At 58.2% G+C, this 21651-nt stretch carries 16 protein-coding genes; 5 read left to right on the top strand and 11 right to left on the bottom strand.

Going from position 1 to position 21651, the window contains the following annotated elements; translation table 11 throughout:
• Window positions 1–2: 2 nt before the first annotated feature.
• Both AAGD24_RS19775 and AAGD24_RS19780 read right to left on the bottom strand, forming a co-directional pair.
• Window positions 3–1109: a histone deacetylase gene (locus tag AAGD24_RS19775; RefSeq protein WP_036211650.1), complete on the bottom strand. Its 1107-nt coding sequence runs from the start codon at window positions 1107–1109 to the stop codon at window positions 3–5.
• A gap of 66 nt (window positions 1110–1175) precedes the next feature.
• Window positions 1176–1925 carry an NAD(P)H-dependent oxidoreductase gene (locus tag AAGD24_RS19780; RefSeq protein ID WP_036211652.1) on the bottom strand — a complete coding sequence of 250 codons (750 nt, stop codon included), beginning with the start codon at window positions 1923–1925 and terminating at the stop codon, window positions 1176–1178.
• 285 nt (window positions 1926–2210) lie between these two features.
• Between AAGD24_RS19780 and AAGD24_RS19785 the strand changes: the two genes are divergently transcribed.
• Window positions 2211–5129 carry a YncE family protein gene (locus AAGD24_RS19785; protein WP_273622700.1) on the top strand — a complete coding sequence of 973 codons (2919 nt, stop codon included), beginning with the start codon at window positions 2211–2213 and terminating at the stop codon, window positions 5127–5129.
• Window positions 5130–5141: 12 nt separating this feature from the next.
• Here the strand turns inward: AAGD24_RS19785 and AAGD24_RS19790 are convergent, their stop codons facing one another.
• From AAGD24_RS19790 to AAGD24_RS19800, 3 genes are all read right to left on the bottom strand, one after another.
• Window positions 5142–7031 carry a monovalent cation:proton antiporter-2 (CPA2) family protein gene (locus AAGD24_RS19790; protein WP_036211655.1) on the bottom strand — a complete coding sequence of 630 codons (1890 nt, stop codon included), beginning with the start codon at window positions 7029–7031 and terminating at the stop codon, window positions 5142–5144.
• Window positions 7032–7132: 101 nt separating this feature from the next.
• Window positions 7133–7858 (bottom strand): hypothetical protein, encoded by a 726-nt coding sequence (locus AAGD24_RS19795; RefSeq protein ID WP_136633451.1) that lies wholly within the window; start codon window positions 7856–7858, stop codon window positions 7133–7135.
• Window positions 7855–8346 carry an RNA polymerase sigma factor gene (locus AAGD24_RS19800; protein ID WP_041332886.1) on the bottom strand — a complete coding sequence of 164 codons (492 nt, stop codon included), beginning with the start codon at window positions 8344–8346 and terminating at the stop codon, window positions 7855–7857. Before AAGD24_RS19800 ends, AAGD24_RS19795 begins: the two co-directional genes overlap by 4 nt.
• 127 nt (window positions 8347–8473) lie before the next feature.
• Between AAGD24_RS19800 and AAGD24_RS19805 the strand changes: the two genes are divergently transcribed.
• On the top strand, window positions 8474–9808 hold the full coding sequence (locus AAGD24_RS19805) for a S8 family serine peptidase (protein WP_169052495.1): 1335 nt from the start codon (window positions 8474–8476) through the stop codon (window positions 9806–9808).
• A gap of 10 nt (window positions 9809–9818) precedes the next feature.
• On the opposite strand, the gene AAGD24_RS19810 is transcribed toward AAGD24_RS19805, so the two are convergent.
• From AAGD24_RS19810 to AAGD24_RS19820, 3 genes are all read right to left on the bottom strand, one after another.
• The gene (locus AAGD24_RS19810; protein WP_036211659.1) at window positions 9819–10787 is read right to left on the bottom strand and encodes a surface lipoprotein assembly modifier; all 969 of its coding nucleotides are present in this window, start codon (window positions 10785–10787) and stop codon (window positions 9819–9821) included.
• 69 nt (window positions 10788–10856) lie between these two features.
• The gene (locus AAGD24_RS19815; protein WP_091644436.1) at window positions 10857–11369 is read right to left on the bottom strand and encodes a hypothetical protein; all 513 of its coding nucleotides are present in this window, start codon (window positions 11367–11369) and stop codon (window positions 10857–10859) included.
• 88 nt (window positions 11370–11457) lie between these two features.
• The gene (locus tag AAGD24_RS19820) at window positions 11458–12330 is read right to left on the bottom strand and encodes a sterol desaturase family protein (RefSeq protein WP_085678273.1); all 873 of its coding nucleotides are present in this window, start codon (window positions 12328–12330) and stop codon (window positions 11458–11460) included.
• Window positions 12331–12421: 91 nt separating this feature from the next.
• Between AAGD24_RS19820 and AAGD24_RS19825 the strand changes: the two genes are divergently transcribed.
• Entirely contained in the window at window positions 12422–13324 is a 903-nt protein-coding gene (locus tag AAGD24_RS19825) for a LysR family transcriptional regulator (RefSeq protein WP_379866115.1), read from the top strand.
• Here AAGD24_RS19825 and AAGD24_RS19830 read toward each other — a convergent pair.
• Window positions 13314–14258 carry a LysR family transcriptional regulator gene (locus AAGD24_RS19830; RefSeq protein ID WP_075196428.1) on the bottom strand — a complete coding sequence of 315 codons (945 nt, stop codon included), beginning with the start codon at window positions 14256–14258 and terminating at the stop codon, window positions 13314–13316. The two genes, AAGD24_RS19825 and AAGD24_RS19830, sit on opposite strands and share 11 nt — an antisense overlap.
• 188 nt (window positions 14259–14446) lie before the next feature.
• On the opposite strand from AAGD24_RS19830, the gene AAGD24_RS19835 reads away from it, so the two are divergent.
• Both AAGD24_RS19835 and AAGD24_RS19840 read left to right on the top strand, forming a co-directional pair.
• Window positions 14447–15958 (top strand): CoA-acylating methylmalonate-semialdehyde dehydrogenase, encoded by a 1512-nt coding sequence (locus AAGD24_RS19835; protein WP_136633729.1) that lies wholly within the window; start codon window positions 14447–14449, stop codon window positions 15956–15958.
• 27 nt (window positions 15959–15985) lie between these two features.
• On the top strand, window positions 15986–17653 hold the full coding sequence (locus AAGD24_RS19840; protein ID WP_379866117.1) for a GMC family oxidoreductase: 1668 nt from the start codon (window positions 15986–15988) through the stop codon (window positions 17651–17653).
• A gap of 38 nt (window positions 17654–17691) precedes the next feature.
• Here the strand turns inward: AAGD24_RS19840 and AAGD24_RS19845 are convergent, their stop codons facing one another.
• The gene (locus tag AAGD24_RS19845) at window positions 17692–18750 is read right to left on the bottom strand and encodes a ribonucleotide-diphosphate reductase subunit beta (RefSeq protein ID WP_075196426.1); all 1059 of its coding nucleotides are present in this window, start codon (window positions 18748–18750) and stop codon (window positions 17692–17694) included.
• Between the two features lie 34 nt (window positions 18751–18784).
• The gene (locus AAGD24_RS19850) at window positions 18785–21550 is read right to left on the bottom strand and encodes a ribonucleoside-diphosphate reductase subunit alpha (RefSeq protein WP_379866119.1); all 2766 of its coding nucleotides are present in this window, start codon (window positions 21548–21550) and stop codon (window positions 18785–18787) included.
• Window positions 21551–21651: the final 101 nt, after the last annotated feature.

Genomic DNA, 21651 nt, shown 5'->3' on the forward strand with positions numbered 1-21651 from the left:
GACTAATCCGTGTTATCGGGCTCGAAGGCGCCCTTATGAAAATCGATGGCAGTGTCCACTTCTTCCATGCCGCAGACCCTTGGTTCCGCCAACGTGCCACCGGCCAGTGCCCGAAGCACTGCGTGCACGCCATGAGACAATGATTCGGTATTGTAACCGCCCTCCAGCACCATGACCAGCCGGCCGTTACAGTGCTTGTCCGCAATTTCCTGCACAATGCCCGTCATGGCTGAGAAGCCTTCGTAGGACACATTGAGCGCCAGGTCGTACCAATGGGCATCAAAGCCGGCGGAAACCAGTACCAGGTCCGGTTTGAAGTAGTCTGCGGCGGGTACCAGTATCTCCCGCAGCGCTTTCAGGTAAGCGACATCGCCCGCGCCACCGGGCATGGGCACGTTAATGGTGGTGCCCTCGCCCAGGCCGGCGCCTACGTCGGTTAACGCGCCACTGCCTGGGTAAAATGGTGCGGCCCGGTGAATATCAAAAAACATGGTGTCCGGATCCGCCCAGAAGATGTCCTGGGTACCATTGCCATGGTGGGCGTCCCAGTCGACGATCAATACCCGTTCACAGCCCAGCTCCGCCTGCGCGTGTGCAGCCGCAACGGCAACATTATTGAAGAGGCAGAACCCCCTTGCGCGTACTGGCTCAGCATGGTGACCAGGCGGCCTGACCATTGCGAAGGCGCTGTTCGTTCGGCCCTCAACCACCGCTTCCACGGCTGCAATGGCCGTGCCTGCAGCCACTTCGGCAGCTTCAACACTGCCCGGTGAAACGGCTGTGGTATCCACATCCAGCCACGCACTTTCGTCCCGCAATGAGAATATGTCGTCCAGGAACGAAGTCGTATGAACCCGGCTCAACTGATCCGGCGTTGCCGCCTTACCAGGCTCGATCCGGACACCGGGAATGGGATCACGGGCGAGCAAGTCCATGATCGCGGTAATACGGCCTGGATGCTCGGGGTACTTCCACTGCACATTGAGGCCTGAAAGAATGGAACGTACCCGTTTGTCCAGGCGGCCGGGCAGGAAATCCATGTTGGTATCGGGGTGATGGGCCAATACCCGTTCATCGTAAAAGACCGTGACGTCCCGTTGTTGTGCCAAGGCGATGCTCTCCTCTGCCGGGCCTTAGCTCAAGCATAGTCTTCTCAGGGCAAATCACAACGTTGCTCACAACCGCCAACGCGTCGGATTCGAGTGTTTGAGCACTCCGGCATCGTCCCAGTCATTCCAGCCAGTAAAGGGAATTGGCGCGTCCTGTTCAATCCCCGACAACCGGTGCGCCCACTGGTCTTTCAGTGCCTCCAGATGGTCCCGGAACGCGCCTTCCTCCTGATAGCGGATGCCGCCACCCTGCACCCCATAGCTTATGTGCGGTGCCAGCACGTCATAGCCCACGTAATACAGTGAAGAATGAACCGGCCACAGCCATTCCACCATATTGCCAGCGCGGCCAAATGGCATGAACGCCTGCTCCGGCGAACCTGTGGTCACGGAACACATCGCCTGTTTACCGCGAAAATAGCCACGATCATAGCGCATGCTTCCCGAGTAAAGTCCGCCATAGACCAACACACGATCAAACCAGCCCTTCAATATGGCGGGTTGAGAATGCCACCATAGCGGAAACTGGAAAATCACCAGATCGGCCCAATTCAGCCTGGCTATCTCACGCTGCACGTCTTGAGGTAATGCATTGGCATCATAGTGAGCCCGCTGCTCCGTCAGCGGAGCAAAATAGCACTCATCCTGACGCTTGCCATACCACGACGAACGCTCCACCGGATCAAAACCTTCCCCATAGAGATCGTCTATTTCTACCTCGTGCCCCGCCAGATTCAGGGTTTCCGTAGCCACATCCACCAAACCCCCACTGAATGACCGCCTTTCCGGGTGGGCCAGTACAATCAGTACCTTCATGTCTGAATTCTCCTTCGTGTTTCAGTGAATTCAGACTACCCCTTTCAAAAACGAACAGATATTCCACAAATGTGATAGCTGTATTTGCATGAATGAACAGAACCTTCAGTGGAGAATCAACAGACTGGGGTTTCCCCAATGAGACACCTATCAAGTTAATGCCGCGGATGATTAACTATCCTTAATCAATTAATATCATACCGTGCACGACGCACGTGATGTGTGTGAAGAACGCCTGATCCGCGTTCAGTATCGTTGTCCAGTCACTTAAACAGGGAACGTTGTATGCGACATTCTCCAAAGGCGCTGAAAGCGTTCTTTCTGGTGTGTTTTTGCTTTTTTTCGACCGTTTCTCACGCTGCGCTGGTTGATATCGACCAGGACGATGGTGTGATTTATTTCACTTTCGCTGCCCCGAATAAAGTCGTCCGCTACGACATGGTGTCGCAATCCATGTTGTCGGATATTCCCCTCAATAACGTACCAACAGCCGCAGAAATTCAGGGTAACAATCTGTATGTGGCCTATCGGCGCAGTGCCTACGCAATAGATCTCGATTCGCAGACACCGACTTTCATTGCCAACACCGGCGAAGACATGACGGCACTCCATGCGGTAGGAAACGCCCTTTATCTGGTACAGGGTTTCAACCGGGTCATGGCTCGGAACCTGTCAGATTACACACTCATAGAAGAAAAAACGGTTTTCTACAGGGGGACCGGGTCTGTGGGATCACCAGCACAGTCAGCGCTGTACTATCGGTCAGACGGCACTTCACCGTCCGATATTGTTAAAATCCCACTCAATGCGGATGGCACAATGGGGAGCGATATGGACAGCCCCGCCCACGGGGATTATCCCAGTGCCAGTCAACTTTACCTGTTCCCGGATGAAAGTCGCGTACTCGACAATCAGGGCATCCTTTATTTCGCCAACGACCTGACCTACGCCGGCAGCCTTGCTGGCGCGTTTGACGATATGACTTTCTGGCAGGGCGACCTGCTGGTGCTCCGTGGCAATACCGTTCATCAATACAACAACGCCATGCTGGAAGTGGCTCAGATGGGCCTCAACCAGCAACCTCTGAAAATTGCCAGCTACGGTGACGCTGTCTTTGCTTTCTACGAGAACAGCAGTCAGATCGGTGTTGAAGTATTGGACCTCGACAGTCTTGCCACGCCATCGCCAGGCGAGCCCCCCAATCCGGAAACTTCGGATTTCATCCCGGATTTCATCGAGTTCGACAGCCAGGAAGGCCTGTTGTATCTGGCCGACCGGGAGACACTGGCCATTCACATCTGGTCGGCGGAAACGCAAACCTATGTTGACAGCATCGGCCTGCTGAACCCACCCACGTGGATGACGTATTCCCCAGCCCATGGGCGACTTTACCTGGGCTACACTGGTGGAAAGATCAGCCAGATAGTCATGTCCACCGGGACACTTCAGGAAACTCCGTTCACCAACCTGCCACAAAGTGTTCTGGGTCTGGAATCCGCAGGCGATTATCTCTTTGCGGTGGATGCCTCCGGTGCCTGGGAGCGGTTCTACAGCTTTGACGCATCCGGAACAATGGTGGACTCCGTTGAATGGCGGCACGCCAGCTCAGAATACCTATGGAATCCTGTCACCGAGCGTATCTATCACTTCCGGTCCGGAACATCGCCCAATGACATTGAATGGTCCGAGCTGAGCTCAACCACCGGGCTTTTGGGCAGCAAGGGCGACTCCCCCTATCACAGCAGCGGCTACGCAGCCGCACCTTTGCACTTCGACCCTGCAGGCCAATTGCTGCTGACCGGCGGAGGCAAGCTCCACGACGCCTATTCCCTCGCCGAACTCAACTATCTGTCCAATGAAATAACAGACGCCGCCTGGACGGGAGATACCCTCCACACCATTGCAGCAGTTGATGGCAATGCCGTGCTGCAAACCTGGTCCGACAACTACGAGCTCCTTGAAGAGAACTCTATATTCGATGCCCTGGACACCCGTATTCTGGCCTATGGCGCCCACCTGGTGGCGATTGAAATGGCCGCAAGCGGGGGGCCTGACATCTCAGTACTCGATTTCACAGCGGACACTGACGACGACGGGCTGTTTGACCTCGAAGATAACTGCCCCAACACCGCCAATGCCAATCAAGACAATCATGATGGCGATGAGTTTGGCGACGCCTGTGACAATGATTCCGACAACGACGGCATCCCCGACACAGACGAACTCGCAGTGGGACTGGATCCCTTTGACAGTGCCGATGCCCAGGAAGACCTGGACGCAGACGGTTACAGCAATCTGAGCGAGTACCTCAACGGTACATCCATGACCGATGAGGAGGATTATCCTGCAGGGGATCCCAACCTCGATTCCGATGGAGACGGCCTGCCAGACTCGCTGGAAGACCAGTATCTGGCGCTCGACCCATACAATCCCGATGATGCGTCCCAGGACTATGACGGTGACGGCGCCACGAACGCCTCAGAAGTCGCCTCCGGTTACAATCCCGACGTTTCTGACGACTTTCCCACCCACAATACGATGGACTTTTTCCCCTTGGGGGACATCACCTGGGTTTTCTCCGACCCATCGGATGGCTACCAGTTCCGAAGCGAATCCATAAGCGGCGCAGGTATGTTCAAGTTCATTTTTCCCAATGGCGATGACCGCCTGGTACGTCGTACTACTGGCGTCTATCTGCTTGAAAGCCGGTTTGTTGATTCGGAAGGAGATCGGATTCGAATCACCTACGGGGATGGTCTGCTAATGATCCCCAGCTCGCTTGAGCTGGGCACGAGTGTCACTTCACGTGCCACCCTCTCCAGCTACATCAATGGCCGGCAGGGCAATAAGGTCAATTTCACCACGACCATTGAATTGATTGAGGAGTCCACAACCAGCGTAGACGGCGAGCCGCGTGCCGTGTTGGTCACACTCAGACAAACCCGTATCACCATGGATGGACAGCTTCTGGACAATACTATTGAAATTGAGGCCTTTGCGGAGGGTGTGGGGCGGATCTACAGCTCCCTTGATCCGGACGCCGAGCTGTCGGCCTACAACGTCCAGCAAGTGGACAACTCCATTTCCTCCGGCTCGGCCTCTGACGACTCATCGTCAGGCGGTGGCGGCGGTAGCATGTCCTGGCCGTTATTGGCCCTGCTGTTTATGATGGGATGGGGTCGGCGCCGGTTCAGCACCAACTAGCCATCGCAAACATCACTCGTCCGTTTTAGGAGGTGACCACAAGGGCACCTCCTCACGGCTGGGCGGCTCCCAGTCCTGCTGCATCACGTCACTCAGGGTGTCCTCCAGCTTCATGAACAGCTCACCATAACGGGGGCTAAAGCGGATACCCTCTTCGATTTCCTTCCAGGCGTCGAACAGTTCGTCCTCGTGGGACTTCTCATTATTGATAAATGCCCAGGTCATCTGCCGCGACCGCAATGGGTGAACGCCAAATGCGGTCAGTGCATGGCCACCCAGCTCCACCGCAGAATGGTAGGTTTCGCTCACGACGTCGTCAGCGCCGGCCTGGCGCAACTGATAGCCATGGCCCCGATCGAACGCCCGTGCCAGTACCCAGACGCCGGGGTAGTGTTGTTTGACATGGTGCACCAGGGCCACGGCTCTATCCCGGTCGTCAATCGCAACCACGAGCAAGCGCGCGTGGGCGATGCCCGCCGTTTCCAGTAACCCCGTATGGCTGGCGTCACCGAAATAGCTTTTGATGTTGATACGTCGCAGGTTTTCGATCTGATCCAGGGCCAGATCCAGCGCGACAATGGGAATCTTGTTGGCGCGCAACAACCGGCACACAATCTGGCCAAATCGTCCAACCCCGGCCACGATCACTGGCGCCTGCTCCTCGATCACATCGGCTTCCCGCTGCTCATTGCGGGCTTCACGATACCGCGGCAAGATCAGCCGGTCGTAGGCAATAAACAACAGCGGCGTCAGGAACATGGACAGCGCCACCACCAATCCCAGAAGCTGGGCGATGTCCGCGGGGATCACACTGTTCTGCATGCTGTAGGTCAGCAGCACGAAGCCGAATTCGCCGGCCTGGGCCAGCCCGAGGGTGAACAGCCAGCCATCACGGCCCCGCAGCCCGAATAACAAGGCCAGGAGCAGCAGAATTGCTGCCTTGACCAGGATAACCGCCAGCGCCAATGTGATTACTGTGCCCCATTGCGCCGCCAGCACCTCAAAGTTGATACCGGCACCCACCGTGATGAAAAACAATCCGAGCAGTAGCCCTTTGAAGGGCTCAATGTTGGCCACGAGTTCGTGACGGAACTCGCTGTTGGCCAGCACCACACCGGCGAGGAAGGCCCCGAGCGCCGGCGACAGATTGACGATGCTCATCAGCGCGGCGATACCGATCACCAGCATTAACGCGGTGGCCGTAAAAACCTCCCGCATACCGGACTGAACCACGTAACGAAACAGGGGCCGGCTCAGGTAATGACCGCCGACGATCACCGTAGTCACAGAGCCGATCACCACCAGGGCGTGAGCCCAGCCTGGCAGATGCGCCACCAGGCTGAAACCGCCCTGGTGCCCGGGGTCCGTCGCCCCAACGCCCGCCAGTTCGGATATCGCCAGCAGGGGAATCACCGCCAGCATGGGAATGACCGCAATATCCTGGAACAACAGCACCGAGAAAGCGCCCCGGCCCCCCTCGGTTTTGCTAAGTCCTTTCTCGTTCAGGGTCTGCAGCACAATGGCGGTGGAAGACAACGAGAAGATAAGGCCAACGGCGACGGTGGTCTGCCATTGCAGCCCCATCCACCAGGCAATCGCCATTCCGGCAGCGGAGGTGAGCACCACTTGCAGGCCGCCCAGGCCCAGCAAACGAATCCGCATGGCCCAGAGGGATTTCGGGTCCAGCTCCATGCCCACCAGAAACAGCATCATGACCACACCAAACTCGGCAAAATGCTGAATGGTTGCGGTTTCCTGGCCCACCAGCCCCGTCACCGGCCCGATGACGACACCCGCCACCAGATACCCCAATACCGACCCCAAACCCAGGCGCTTCGCCAATGGCACCGCGACAACAGCGGCGGTCAGATAGATAAACGCCTGGATAAAGTATTCGGTCATTACAGCCCCATCAGGTCAGCGAAGGATAAACACCTTGATACTAGCTGGATTCCCCCGTGTTGCCATCCACCGGAACCGCAAACCGCTGGGACGCAGGACTGTTAATTACGCCTCCACTGCTGTTCAAGCAACGCACGCTCCTGGTTCGGCCCAACGGGGGGCGTGGCCATCATCCGGTCCAGTTCCTCGTCAAGCACACTGCCACCGCTCGCTGTCTGGTATACATCAGGTGCCAGGGAAGGCTCTGCTTCGGCAGTGGCCACCTGTTCCCAGGAACCCTCGCCAGTGCGACAGGCAATTTGCTCCGACGCGGACGTTTGCGTCTCCAGGCGGAACTGGCGGCACCATTGGCCGGCCTGGCTTTGGAACGTCAGTCTCGGCGTCAGGCTTACCTGGTCATTAACCTGGTAAACTTCGCCACTGGGCTGGCTATCCAGAACGTTCGCCACCGCGGGCGACATCGGATCGCCGTCCGTTGCTACCGTCAGCCATTGCGTCAGCGCCACCCCCGCGATGATAGCGGCGGCGATCGCTTTACCCGTGTGGCCGGGCAGCCTGCGCCACCACGGAAAAGTGACCACATTGTCCTGCGCGGGCGCAGCACTCCGGGAGGCCTTTTCCTCCAGCATTCGGGTAATTGATGCCGGCATGGGACGGTCATCGATCGAGCCGTAATGGGCCTGTAGTTCGGCATCCACGGACGCCATCTCGGCCAGTCGATCTGCCAGCGTTGGATCCTTCTCAATCTGGTCCCGAACCGCTTCCATCTCCGCGTCGGTCAGTTCGTTATCGAGGAAAGCCGACAGGGTTTCATCAGTCATCTTCATGAATCGGTCCTCATGGTTACAGGCGCCAGGGCCTCGCTTAATGCCGCCCTGGCTCGGGCCAGCCGGCTCATCACCGTACCCTTGGGCACTTCCAGAATCTCAGCCACGATTTTGTAGGGCATGCCCTGGATTGCCACCAGGGAGATAATCTGGCGTTGGTCCTGTGGCAATCTTGCCATCGCAGCGTCCACTCGGTGCCATTCGATCTCTTTGGTGGTCTGGTGCTCGCCATTGATCACCTGGCCATCCGTCAACTCCGGATGTTCCGCGGCGTCCCGCCGAACCTTACGCGCGCGACACTCGTCTATCCAGACGTTACGGCAAACCCGGAATGCCCACTTGGTAAGGTCGGCGTCGTCCGGCATGTCCCGGGTCAACAAACGCTCCACCGTATTCTGTAGCAGGTCGTCGGCGTCTGACAGGGAGCCGGTCAACGAGTAGGCGAATCGTCGGAGCCTTGGTAATAGTTCGGTGATTTCCTCTTTCATAGCCTTCCATTTCCAAAGGTGCTATCGGTAAAACGGTCGTGAAACCGATTTATTCCATGAACGAAGGAATTTTTTTTCCGCCGGGCCGTTGTATCGTATGACACACATCTTTAATCGGACGGGCACGATGAAACCTTTTCTCTTGAGACACTTGTTCCCTGCAATCGCTCTTTGCACGCTTTCCGCACCGGCCTTGTCCATCGGTGTCGGTGACGTAACCAGCGGCCAGATAGATCCAATAACCCGCCAGGTTGAACAGAAGACACAGCGCATGGTGGAGCAGGCCATGGACCGTCGCCTTGAGAAGCAGATCAACACACAGGCCACAGAGCTCATGGAACAGCTCGAAGCGTTACCGTCAGTCCTTTCCATTCTCACGCGTCAGGGACAGAAAGCGTTCAATGATATCCAACTGGACGACGGTTTCCGTGCCGTGGAAGGTCAGTGGCTGGTGACCGGTACCGCTGCGGAACTCGCCCGCCTTGACCAGCCGGAGATCACAGTTCTCGAACGCCGAGAGCTGACCGGCCTGGGAATGACCGTGGTGCGCTTCCGGGTCACTGCCGAGCTGGATTCCCATAATGCCCTACAGGACGCCCTACCAGAACTCGCGGATCGGCTGGACCGCAACCATATCTATGCTCCGCAAACGGGTGCGAAAGAGCCCCTGTCAGAGACCAAAGTGCCACAGTGGCGTAGCCTCTGCACCGCCCCGGTTCGCGTTGGAATGGTGGATACGTCGATTGCCACAGACCATCGGGTATTTGAAAGTGCACAGGTTGTGCAGGAGCGTTTTCTGGCATTGGCGGAAATGGAAGGAAGTCTCGCTGAGCCTATGATTCACGGCACGGCCGTCGCCAGCCTGCTGGTGGGCAACCGGCCTGGGCAATGGCCTGCCCGGCTGCCGCAGGCTACGATCTTCAATGCCTCGGTGTTCTATGACCGGGATCGCACCCTCTCAGGCGCCACACTTGGTCATTTACTGGAAGGCCTGAACTGGCTGGCCGGTCAGGATTTGTCGGTTATCAACATCAGCCTGACCGGCCCGGACAACCAGCTTCTCGCTGCGGCGGTGAGCCGCCTCAGGGAGCGCGGCGTGCTGATGGTTGCGGCGGTAGGCAATCAAGGGCCCTCTGCCCCGCCATTATATCCGGCCGCCTACACAGAAGTGATCGGTGTGACGGCGGCTGATAGTTCCGGGAAGCTCTACCGCTGGGCCAATCGGGGTGAACAGGTGATGTTTGCCAGCAACGGCGTCACCGTTCCGGTAGCACACCCTGATGCCGGCATGGTTGCAGACAGCGGCACCTCGCTGGCGTCGCCGGTGGTTGCCGCTGCACTGGCCTGCCAACGTAATGAACTTTCGGAAGACAAGGCCATTGGTGCCCTGATCAATGCAGCGAAGGATCTTGGCCGTCCTGGCCGAGACACCGAATTCGGTCACGGCTTTCTGGATTTCTGACTGTCGGGTTTCAGAAATCCGCCCTGAGCGTCACCCCCGCCACCGTCTTGTCGTAATCCGCAGAATCCACGTTCGAGGTGTACTGGCCCCAGGAAACACTGGGCTCAACACTAAACACCTCGTTGAGTCCAATCCGCCAGCTGGCCTCCAGAATACGGGCTTTGTCCGCCCGCTCATTGCTTGAGCGTTCGGTAAGGTCACCGGTCAGAGGGTCCGTCAGAACCGGGCTGGTACTGGTGACGGTCACCTCTTCATACTCCCTGTCCTCGTAACGCCAGCCAAACCGCAGGCGGTTTTCCTCGCCGGCCAGGATAAACCGATGCACCAACGCTACCCGAACGCGAAGCAGGTCATTGTCGTAGGCTTTCGCCTCCGCATCTTCGCGATCACCGTCAAGGCCGAGTAGAAAGTGGCTCTGGGCCTGGTTGAAAAAGAAGAACGCATCCAGACTGGCGCCTTTTATCTCGGCATCCCGCGCATCACTGTCATCAAATTCCTTGCGCTTGTCCTGCAGGCTGCCACGCAGATAAACGTCCTCCGCGAGCAGGCTGCCCAGATAGACACTGGCACGCCGGAAATCGAGGAACGGGTCTGACCCCAGGGTTGCGTGGGAATAGTAGTAACTGGTGCCAACGGTGACCGGGTCGAAGTCATAACTGACATCGGCCGACAGCAGGTGAATGTCCTGATCGAATTCATCAAGGTTCTGGTACCGTCTGCCCGAGAGCGAATAGCCGAGCGTCACGTTTAACCGCTCGGTGGGTTTCAGGATGCCTTCCAGACCGGCGTCGAAAACCCAGGCCTGATCGCTCTCATCGGCGGACGTGTTCAGTTCATCCACGGTCACGTTGCTGTCGTGCTCGTAACCGCCTTCAAGATATCCGTTCGCTGACGCTTTCTCCTGCGCCTGAACCATTAATACCGGTGACGCCAGGCCAATGGCCAGGGGCAAGGTCAAAATACGTTGAATCAACTGCATGTCTGCTCCTTTCACTTGGGCGTCCAAAAGAAAGCCGGGCCCTATGGCCCGGCGAGTCTGGAGGAGTGGTTATAGCAGGCCGCCACTGCCGGACCCTTTCACGGTCCCCTTGACGGTGTTCTGCACTTCACTCCGGACGCTCTCAGATACAGACGTTCCGATCTGCTGATTGGTTTCAGCGCGAATTTCAGCATTTCGGGTCTCGTTCATGCGCTCTTGCGCCTGTTCGCGCTTCTCACCAGCTTCATCGCGAGCCGTGTCCGCTGTAGCATCGGCGGTTGCTCGCACCTTCTGGCCGGTTTCAACGCCAGCGCTGACCGCCTGATCGGCCCTTCCGCGGGCTTCTTCACTGGCCGCCTGGCGTTGGTCGGCAGCTTCGTCTCGAGCGGCTTCGCCGTTGACACTGCCCTCTGCGCTTGCAGAGGCACCACCATTCGCGGAAACACCGTTGCGGGTGCTGGCTTCCGCACTCATGTTGGTTTCAGCCTGCGCGTTTGCATTGGCCGCGCCAGACCCTTCTGCGGCGAAAACGCCGGTGGAAAGAATGGAACAGATTGCGAGTGTCAGTACATGCTTTTTCATGGTTACGTCCTCCTGATTTACCCGTTTCGGGTGGCTTTCATCAGGGAGACGGCTGAGCCTGGCGTTTATTCCAAAAAAAAATCACCGCCTATGTTTTTGGCACATAGGGTCGAACATCCCAGCAGAAATAGCGTTTCAATGCACTGTTCGCCTCATGGTCTTTCTGGCGCCAGCCATAGACCTTGGGTTTGCTGGTTTCAATGGCGAGTGTGCCAAACACCAGCCAATCGTAGATCGCCAGCGTGGAGGTCACATTCTTGGCTGAATTGGGCCCGCGGGCGTGATGATGGTGGTGCTGAGTGGGAAAGACCAGAATATGCGCCAGTGCCCACATGGTCTTGCGAACCCAGGCCCAGCGGTGGTTGTGGAAATACAGGTCATAATTCCAGTTCACATGAGTATGGGCCGCCCATAGTCCCTTGAAGGCGGTGGCAATCAGGAACACCTCTACCAGCCCCAGATAAAGACACAGCAACTGGAAGGTGTAGTTGGGCATGATCAGCCACCAGGCCCAGCCATTGACGAAGGTCTGCGTTACCGTCAATTGGCCCTTGTTGTCCTGGCCGCCCGACATGTGGTGCGGGCGGTGGCTCATCTTGTAAAACGCCTGAACCCATTGCAGAACACGGTTATTGGGTCGGCGCCGGTGGGCAAACAGGTGGAAACTGCCGTGGATAAACTCTTCCACGCAGAAAAACACGATCAACGTGGGCCAGAAATACGCCTGTTCGAGCCAGGCCAGTGAACCGGCGCTGCCAGGAATCAGCGTTGACAGACCCAGCGTCAGCAACAGCAACACCAACGGCCTTTGCACCGCCACCATCATGAACGTGGCAAGAAATGCCATGCGCCAGTCCTGCGTGTTCTTGCGACCTTCACGGGTACGGCCGCTGACTACCTCCCAAAGGGCGGTAACCACAATAAAAGCCGTAACCAGCATCGTCAGTTTTTGGTCGTCCATTATTGTTCTCCGAGACGAGGGTTTGTACGTCTTCTGACGCTACTGGGGAGAGCTATATCTTTCTATTCAATATTTGGTATAAGTATTATCCATGAAACTGAATTTACGAAGCGTCGACCTCAACCTGCTGCCGGTATTCGATGCCATTATGGAAGCCGGGCAACTCTCCCGTGCCGCAGACACCCTGGGCATGAGCCAGCCCGCCATCAGTGCCGCATTGCAGCGCCTGCGTCATACCCTGGATGATCCCCTGTTTGTGCGTACCCATCAGGGCATGGTGCCGACACCCCGCGCCCGTGAGCTGCACAGAAGCCTCAGCCAGCAACTCGGCGCCATGCGCGACACACTGGACCCGGCCAATCGCTTTGTGCCCGGCACCAGCCAGCGACGCTTTCGCGTGCTCAGCAACGACTATTTCGAAATGGTGGTGTTACCAACGTTACTGACACGCCTGAGAAGCGAGGCGCCCAATGTGGTGGTGGAGGTCGCCCTGGCCGGCGATGACATGCCCCAGAGGCTGTATACCGCCGAAGCGGATCTTGCCGTGGATGCCTTTGCAACAGAGAACGATCGACTACGGCGGCAAGTGCTTCTCGCGGAGAGGCTTGCGGTGGTGGCACGACAGGACCACCCAGACCTGCAGGGCGATTGCAGCAAACAGCAGTTTCTGGACGCCGAACACGTCGTACTGCCGGATCGGAACCGGCGCTTGCCCCTGGACCAGATCCTCAACGAACCGGGTTGGCAGCGGCGAACCGGGGCCCGGGTCACCCAGTTCGCCAGTATGCTGGCCACCTGCAGCCGCTCCGACATGATTGCCACGGTGCCCGAACGTCTGGCCCAGCAGTACGCCCGGGCATTCAGGCTGAAGACCCTGCCGTTTCCGGTAGAGGTACCCTCGTTGCCGGTCTACCTGCTGTGGGCACCGGTGATGGACAATGACCCGGCCCATATTTGGTTCCGCCAGCGTCTGATGGAAAGTGTCACGGGCTAATGGGCCGGTTTTCACGATCGATGTCATCAAGAGTCTCAAACAACCACACACCAGCAAGAGCCTCCAGCGCCTCTGCAATCACCAGCTCTTCCTCCCGGTCCTTGCGCCAGATAAAACTCAGGGCACAGGGGATACGCACGCCTTCCACAACGACCAGCCCCCGTTCCTGTCGCTCTGCCATCGCCAGGGCATCCCGGGCCAGGCTGAGCCCGACGCCCGCCCTGACCAGGTCCAGCATGCAGGCTTCCTGGTCGACCTGTGCAACGCCATTTGGAACCAATCCATGAGGCTCCATTGCGTCAGCCAATAACCGATTGTGCACTGAATCCGGCGGTGTCACGATCCAGGGCAGCCCGGCGAGGCTCGACCAGCGACTGTCCGCCACCCGTGACGCCCATCCCGCCGGTGCAATAACGTGATAGTCAAACCGGGTCAGCTCTCTGTACATTAATTCTGGCGATGACTGTCCAGCGCCCAGACCTGGCGGGGCAAGAAAAAAACCAACGTCCAGGCTGCCATTACGGACCTGTTCCAGAACCCGGCCACTCATTCCCTGATGCAGCTCGGTTTCAAGTTGGGGCGCGCGAGCCACCAATTGGTGTAGAAACGACCCCAGACGGATAAATTCGGGGTCCACGATGGTGCCAATCTTAAGGCGTCCGCGAACAGTGCTGTGCAATGCCTGGGCGCTTTGCTCAAATGCAGCTATCCCCGCCAACGCCTTTTCGGCCACCGGCAACAGGTTGTGACCATCAGCACTCAGCACCAAACCCTGCGGCTTACGCCGAAAAAGCCTGAGGCCAAGATCATCCTGTAACTGTTTCAGCTTCAGGCTCACGGCCGGCTGTGTCAGATGCAGTCGCTCGGCAGCCCTGGAAACACTCCCCTCACGAGCCACAGACACAAAGGCACGTAATCCCTGCAAGTGTTGCATAGCCGTCTTTCCCTCCTGAGCTCCAATATAAGCATTACTTATATCATGATTTAAAATAACTCAATTGCTTCGGTACCTGACCGACCGTAAATTAACTGTTCAATTCTTATCCAGCGGCGACGAATGCCCCGAATAAAGGCATCCAGAACCCTTACAAAAAACTGAATCAAAAACAGGAAAAGACAACCATGAGCAATCCAACGATCCAGCATTATATCAATGGGCGAATTTCAGAAGGCAGCTCCGGCCAAACTCAGGACGTATTCAATCCCGCTACCGGCAAGGTCTCAGGCCAGACCGCTCTTGCCAACCGCGATGATGTTGATCAGGCCGTGGCCGCTGCGTCTGCTGCCTTCCCAAGCTGGGCGGACACCCCGCCGATTCGTCGCGCACGTGTCATGTTCAGGTTTCTGGAACTGCTTAACCAGCACAAAGACGAACTGGCCGAAGCGATTACTCGCGAACATGGCAAGGTCTTTACCGACGCTCAGGGGGAAGTTGCCCGGGGGATTGATATCGTGGAGTTTGCCTGCGGTATTCCCCAGCTTCTCAAAGGCGACTATACCGAACAGGTCAGTACCGGTATCGATAACTGGACGACCCGCCAGCCCCTGGGCGTGGTCGCTGGTATTACGCCGTTTAACTTCCCGGTGATGGTGCCCATGTGGATGTTCCCGGTGGCAATCGCTGCCGGCAATACCTTTGTGCTCAAGCCCAGCCCGATCGACCCCAGTGCGTCTCTGATGCTCGCTGATTTGCTCAAACAGGCTGGCCTGCCCGACGGCGTGTTCAATGTGGTGCAGGGTGACAAGGGTGCGGTGGAAGCGCTCATTGAGCACCCGGACGTCATGGCGCTGAGTTTTGTCGGCTCCACTCCGATTGCCAATCTGATCTATGAAAATGGCGCCCGTCACGGCAAGCGCATTCAGGCCCTCGGCGGCGCCAAGAACCACATGGTGGTTATGCCCGATGCCGATCTGGACAAAGCCGTGGATGCGCTCATTGGCGCGGGTTACGGCAGTGCCGGCGAACGTTGCATGGCAATCAGCGTGGCGGTTTTGGTCGGTGATGTCGCTGACAAACTCATCCCCAGGCTGGCCGAGCGGGCACGCAGCCTGAAGGTCAGGAACGGCATGGACCTGGACGCCGAAATGGGTCCGATTGTCAGTGCCAGCGCTCACCAGCGCATTACCGGTTATATTGATAAAGGTGTGGCTGAAGGCGCTGAACTGGTGGTCGACGGCCGCGACTTCGATGCAGCGTCAACGGGTGAAGGCTGCGGCGAAGGTTTCTGGATGGGTGGTACGCTGTTCGATCATGTCACTCCGGAGATGACAATTTACCGGGAAGAGATCTTCGGCCCGGTGCTGGCCTGCGTGCGGGTTCCCGATGTTGCGACTGCCATCCGCCTGATCAATGATCATGAATTCGGCAACGGTGTCAGCTGTTTCACCGAGAGCGGCAGCGTCGCCCGTGAATTTGGCCGTCGCATTCAGATTGGCATGGTCGGTATCAACGTGCCCATTCCGGTTCCCATGGCCTGGCACGGATTCGGTGGCTGGAAACGCTCAATGTTTGGCGACACCCATGCCTACGGTGAAGAGGGCGTTAAATTTTATACTCGGCAGAAATCCATTATGCAGCGCTGGTCAGACTCCATCGATGCCGGTGCCGAGTTTGTGATGCCAACCGCCAAGTAACACGCAAACCAGTCCGGGAGACAGACCATGTCCAATAACAACAATGCACACGGGCAGCACGAGTTTGATTACATCGTCGTCGGGGCCGGCTCTGCCGGCTGCCTGCTGGCTAACCGTCTGAGCGCCGACCCGGCCAACCGGGTGCTGCTGATCGAGGCGGGCGGTCGTGACAATTACCACTGGATCCATATTCCAGTGGGCTACCTTTATTGCATCAACAATCCGCGCACGGACTGGCGCTTTCGCACCGAGCCGGACCCCGGCCTGAATGGTCGATCACTGATCTACCCCAGGGGGAAAACCCTGGGTGGCTGCTCCAGCATCAATGGCATGCTCTACATTCGTGGCCAGGCCCGGGATTACAACCACTGGGCCGATGTTACCGGAGAGCAGGCGTGGTCATGGGATAACTGCCTGCCCGACTTTATGCGTCATGAAGATCACTACCGGTTGGACGAAGAGGGCGACGCCGATCCGGAACACGGGAATTACCACGGCCACGGCGGTGAGTGGCGGATCGAGCATCAGCGGCTGAAATGGACCGTTCTGGAGGACTTTGCCAGCGCCTGCGTTCAGGCTGGCATTCCCCGGACCCGGGACTTCAACCGCGGCGACAACGAAGGCGTTGACTACTTCGAAGTCAACCAGCGCTCCGGCTGGCGCTGGAGCACCTCGAAGGCGTTCCTGCGGCCGGCCAAGACGCGCCCTAACCTGACACTGTGGCATTCCACCCATGTCATGGCGCTGGACATGGCGGCCGGTGAAATGCCCCGATGCACCGGCGTACGTGTGGAGCGACCGGGAGGGGGAGAAATCACCGCCCACGCACGCCGCGAAGTCATCCTCTCAGCCGGCGCTATCGGATCCCCCCAGTTGCTGCAGCTGTCGGGCATTGGCCCCGCGGATCTGCTTCGGGAACACGATATCCCGGTTGTTGCCGACTTACCCGGCGTCGGCGAGAATCTTCAGGATCACCTGCAGATTCGATCGGTCTACAAGGTTCGGGGCGCGAAGACCCTGAACACCATGGCCAACTCACTGATTGGCAAGGCACGAATTGGGCTGGAGTATCTGCTTACCCGCTCCGGCCCCATGAGCATGGCTCCCTCCCAACTCTGTCTGTTTACCCGCAGTTCCGAAGAATATGAGTACGCCAACATCCAGTACCACGTTCAGCCATTGAGTCTGGAGGCATTTGGCCAGCCTTTGCATGACTTTCCAGCCATTACCGCCAGCGTTTGTAACCTCAACCCGACGAGCCGCGGTACCGTGCGTATTCGTAGCCGGGACTCCAGAATCAAGCCCGCCATTGCCCCCAACTACCTGAACACCGAGGAAGACCGCAAGGTCGCAGCGGATTCCCTTCGGGTAACGCGCCGCATTGCAGAGCAGCAGGCATTGGCCAAGTATGAGCCGGAAGAATTCAAACCGGGCCTTCAGTACCAGACCGATGAGGAACTTACCCGGTTGGCGGGAGACATTGGCACCACGATTTTTCACCCTGTGGGAACCACCCGCATGGGGCGGGCAGACGACGACATGGCAGTCGTCGATCCTCACCTCAGAGTTCGTGGCGTCGCCGGCCTGCGCGTGGTGGATGCCGGTGTCATGCCGACCATCACCAGTGGTAACACCAACTCCCCCACACTGATGATTGCGGAGAAAGCGGCAGGCTGGATTCTGAACGGCACGTAAGTGCCGGCCAGCCCGCCGGACTGAAGGTCAGTACGTTGCTACCACTCCAGCTGCGCGCCGGTCTGATACTCGATGACCCGAGTTTCGAAAAAGTTCTTCTCTTTGCGCAGGGTGGCCTGCTCGTCCAACCAAGGTGAGACGTTCTTCGCGCCCGGGAACGGTTCGTCCAGGCCAACGGTTCTGGCCCGGCGATTGGCCACAAAACGGAACTGCTCGCTGTGGTACTCGGCGGAATAGCCCAGGATCGGGTCCCGCAGGATGTAGTTGGCGTAGGCGGTTTCAGCGGCTTCGGACTCGTCCCACATATCGCGCACGGCTTTGGGGTCCAGCGTGATGTTTTCCTCTTCCAGGATCTGGTTCACCACTTTCAGCCCGAACGAGAAGTGCATGGCTTCGTCCCGCAGGATGTACTGCAGTTGCTCACCGGTGCCCCGCATCAGGCCCCGACGCTGCAGGGCGAAGATGGGGCTGAAACCGTTGTAGAACCAGGCACCCTCAAAGACCGCTGCGAAGAACAGGTAGGACATAATGAACTCCTGCAGGTCGTCCTTGTTGCGCAGGTTCATGTCAGAGCGCATGGCGGCATCCAGCCGGCGGTTGGCCATCTGGATCTTGCCGTTGATCGCGGGGACCACCCGATAGCGATTGTAGATCTCGCTCTGGTCCAGGTTGAGGGTTTCAATGCAGTGCTGGTAGGCCCAGGTGTGCATGGCTTCCTCGTACACCTGCCGCGCCTGGTAAATCTGCAATTCCGGGGCACTCATCTTCTCCATCACCGCCAGGCCGATGTTGCGCATCGCCAGGATGTCGGAGGTGGTGAGGTAGGCCAGCACGTTCTCATACACGTGCTTTTCCGGCGCGGACAGGCGGTGGTGGTAGTCGTGAACGTCCTGAGCCATGTTCACGTCCAGCGGCGTCCAGTGGTTCTTGTTGGCATTCATGAAGTATTCCCAGGCCCAGGGGTACTTGAAGGGTGCCAGCTGATTGATGTCGGTTTCGCCGTTGATAACGCGCTTGTCATCGACATTGACCGGGGCCGGACCCTCCTGGGTAGCCGGGCGGGTTTGGGTGTTTGGTTCGTCGTCCCAGTTGAGCATCTTTTAACCTCTAGAATCTTGGTGGCGGTCGGGTTTACTGGCAGGCTTCGCAGTCCGGCTCATCAATGCTGCATACCTGTGGTTGCGGTGCTGCTACCGGCGCGGTTTTCTCGGCACCCGTGGCCCCGAGCGAGCGCAGGTAATAGGTGGTTTTCAGTCCACGTTCCCAGGCCAGCTGATACAACTCATCCAGCTTTTTGCCGCTGGGTTCCGCCATGTAAAGGTTCAGGCTCTGGGCCTGGTCCAGCCATTTCTGGCGCCTGGCCGCCGCCTCCACCAGCCAGCGGGCATCGATCTCAAAGGCGGTGGCGTAGCGGGCCTTCAGTGCTGCCGGTATACGATCAATCTGCTGCACGCTACCATCGAAGTACTTGAGATCGTTCACCATCACGTTGTCCCACAGACCCTCAGCTTTCAGATCACGAACCAGAGATGGATTAACCACCGTGAACTCGCCGGAGAGATTCGATTTCACGAACAGGTTCTGGTACGCCGGTTCGATGGATTGAGAGACACCGACGATGTTGGAGATGGTCGCCGTTGGCGCAATGGCCATCACATTGCTGTTACGCATGCCATTGCGGGCGATGAGTTCCCGCACCGCCGTCCAGTCCAGGCGGCTGCTGGTATTCAGGCTCAGGTCGCCGTCCTGACGGGCCTCTTTCAACAGGTTGATGGAGTCAATGGGCAGAATACCCTGATGCCACAATGAGCCTTCGTAGGTCTCGTAGGCACCGCGTTCACCGGCCAGCGCAGCCGAGGCCCGGATCGCGAAATAACTGATCTGCTCCATCGCCACATCGGCAAACTCCACCGCTTCCGCGCTGGTGTAGGGCAGATTGAGTCGATACAACGCATCCTGAAAGCCCATCAGGCCGAGACCAACGGGCCGATGCTTGAAATTGGAACTCTTCGCCTGGGGCACTGCGTAGTAATTGATGTCGACCACGTTATCGAGCATGCGGACCGCAGTATTGACCGTGCGTTCGAGGCGCTGGACATCCAGCTCACCGTTGTGGACATGGGCCGCCAGGTTGATGGACCCCAGATTGCACACGGCGATCTCATCCGCACTGGTGTTCAGGGTGATTTCGGTACACAGGTTGGAGCTGTGCACCACGCCCCGATGCTGCTGCGGTGAGCGCAGGTTGCAGGGGTCCTTGAAGGTAATCCAGGGGTGCCCGGTCTCGAACAGCACGGTCAGCATCTTGCGCCAGAGCAGTTTGGCGGACACCGTCTTGAACAGAGTAATCTCGCCCCTGGCCGCCATCGCCTCGTATTCCTGGTACCGCTCCCGGAATGCGTTGCCGTACAGGTCATGCAGGTCCGGAGCGTCGTTTGGCGAGAACAGGGTCCAGTCCTGATCACTGCGCATGCGTTCGATCAGTAGGTCCGGTACCCAGTTGGCGGTGTTCATGTCGTGGGTACGACGACGCTCATCGCCGGTGTTCTTGCGTAGCTCCAGGAACTCTTCAATATCCAGGTGCCAGCTTTCCAGGTAAGCGCACACGGCGCCCTTGCGCTTGCCGCCCTGATTCACCGCCACCGCCGTGTCGTTCACCACTTTCAGGAATGGCACCACACCCTGGCTGCTGCCGTTGGTACCCTTGATGTGGGAGCCCAAAGCCCTGACTGGCGTCCAGTCGTTACCCAGGCCGCCGGCCCACTTGGACAGCATGGCGTTGTCGCGGATGGCACCATAGATACCCTCCAGATCATCCTGAACGGTGGTGAGGTAGCAGGATGAAAGCTGGGAATGTCGGGTACCACTGTTGAACAAGGTTGGCGTGGAGGCCATGTAGTCGAAGGATGACAACAGGTCGTAGAACTCAATGGCCCGGGCATTGGGGTCATCTTCCTGCAACGCCAGGCCCATGGACACGCGCATGAAGAAAACCTGGGGCAACTCCAGCCGGTCACCTTTCCAGTTGAGGAAATAGCGGTCGTAGAGAGTCTGCAGGCCGAGGAACCCAAACTGGTGGTCCCGCTCCGGCTTGAGGGCAGCACCCAGGCGTTCCAGGTCGAACGCCGCCATGGCGTCGTCCAGCAGCTCGTAGTGGATACCCTGCTCAATGAAGGTGCTCAGGGCCTGCGGGTATATTTCCGCCAGCGGCAAACTTAGGGGCAGGCTCAAGGCGGCCGCGGTTTCCAGCCTGAGTTGTTCCAGCAGCAGACGAGCGGTTACGGCACTGTAGTCCGGTTCCTGCTCGATGCGGCCGCGGGCGGTCATGATCAACGCTGACAGCACCTCTTCCTCTGCAATACCGTCGTACAGGTTCCGCAGCGCCCCTTCCACCAGGGATTCGCCATCGATGCCCTCCAATCCCTGGCTGGCACGCTCCACCTGGACTTTCATCAGCCCCAGATCCAGCGGCGCGGCCTCACCGTTGGCTTTTTTCACCGTAAGCGTGGGATGGGCCTCCACCGGCGCCAGGCTGGCCCGCTCCTGGGCATGAGCCTCCCGGTAGAGTACGTAGGCGCGGGCCACTTTCTGCTCCTCCGCCCGCATCAGCGCCAATTCCACCTGGTCCTGGATATCTTCAATGTGCACCTTGCCGCCGGCTTTCAAGCGTCGGCTGATGGCCTGCATGACCTGATGGGTAACCTGTTCCACGGAATCGTGAATACGGGCCGAGCCTGCTGCTTCATCGCCTTCGACGGCAAGAAATGCTTTGGTCACGGCAACACTGATTTTGCTGGCGTCGAATCCAACCAGGGCGCCATTACGTTTAATAACCTGTAGGGAGGCGGTGCTGGTTGAGGCAGATTGGCCGGGCTCGGCCAGGGTAGCAGTGGACATGTCGGTTCTCCTGAGTACGCGTTTATGCCAAGACCTTCGCGTACGCAGGGGCGAGCATTGCTCTGAACAGAGACAACGCAAAACCGGTCTGCTCACCTTGA

The sequence above is a fragment of the Marinobacter sp. M5B genome (assembly GCF_042604615.1).
GTDB lineage: Bacteria > Pseudomonadota > Gammaproteobacteria > Pseudomonadales > Oleiphilaceae > Marinobacter > Marinobacter salarius.

Coding starts and splice junctions, on each gene's coding strand:
- AAGD24_RS19780 (WP_036211652.1), bottom strand. CDS start 1,925: ATGAAGGTACTGATTGTACTGGCCCACCCGGAAAGGCGGTCATTCAGT.
- AAGD24_RS19785 (WP_273622700.1), top strand. CDS start 2,211: ATGCGACATTCTCCAAAGGCGCTGAAAGCGTTCTTTCTGGTGTGTTTT.
- AAGD24_RS19790 (WP_036211655.1), bottom strand. CDS start 7,031: ATGACCGAATACTTTATCCAGGCGTTTATCTATCTGACCGCCGCTGTT.
- AAGD24_RS19795 (WP_136633451.1), bottom strand. CDS start 7,858: ATGAAGATGACTGATGAAACCCTGTCGGCTTTCCTCGATAACGAACTG.
- AAGD24_RS19800 (WP_041332886.1), bottom strand. CDS start 8,346: ATGAAAGAGGAAATCACCGAACTATTACCAAGGCTCCGACGATTCGCC.
- AAGD24_RS19805 (WP_169052495.1), top strand. CDS start 8,474: ATGAAACCTTTTCTCTTGAGACACTTGTTCCCTGCAATCGCTCTTTGC.
- AAGD24_RS19810 (WP_036211659.1), bottom strand. CDS start 10,787: ATGCAGTTGATTCAACGTATTTTGACCTTGCCCCTGGCCATTGGCCTG.
- AAGD24_RS19815 (WP_091644436.1), bottom strand. CDS start 11,369: ATGAAAAAGCATGTACTGACACTCGCAATCTGTTCCATTCTTTCCACC.
- AAGD24_RS19820 (WP_085678273.1), bottom strand. CDS start 12,330: ATGGACGACCAAAAACTGACGATGCTGGTTACGGCTTTTATTGTGGTT.
- AAGD24_RS19825 (WP_379866115.1), top strand. CDS start 12,422: ATGAAACTGAATTTACGAAGCGTCGACCTCAACCTGCTGCCGGTATTC.
- AAGD24_RS19830 (WP_075196428.1), bottom strand. CDS start 14,258: ATGCAACACTTGCAGGGATTACGTGCCTTTGTGTCTGTGGCTCGTGAG.
- AAGD24_RS19835 (WP_136633729.1), top strand. CDS start 14,447: ATGAGCAATCCAACGATCCAGCATTATATCAATGGGCGAATTTCAGAA.
- AAGD24_RS19840 (WP_379866117.1), top strand. CDS start 15,986: ATGTCCAATAACAACAATGCACACGGGCAGCACGAGTTTGATTACATC.
- AAGD24_RS19845 (WP_075196426.1), bottom strand. CDS start 18,750: ATGCTCAACTGGGACGACGAACCAAACACCCAAACCCGCCCGGCTACC.
- AAGD24_RS19850 (WP_379866119.1), bottom strand. CDS start 21,550: ATGTCCACTGCTACCCTGGCCGAGCCCGGCCAATCTGCCTCAACCAGC.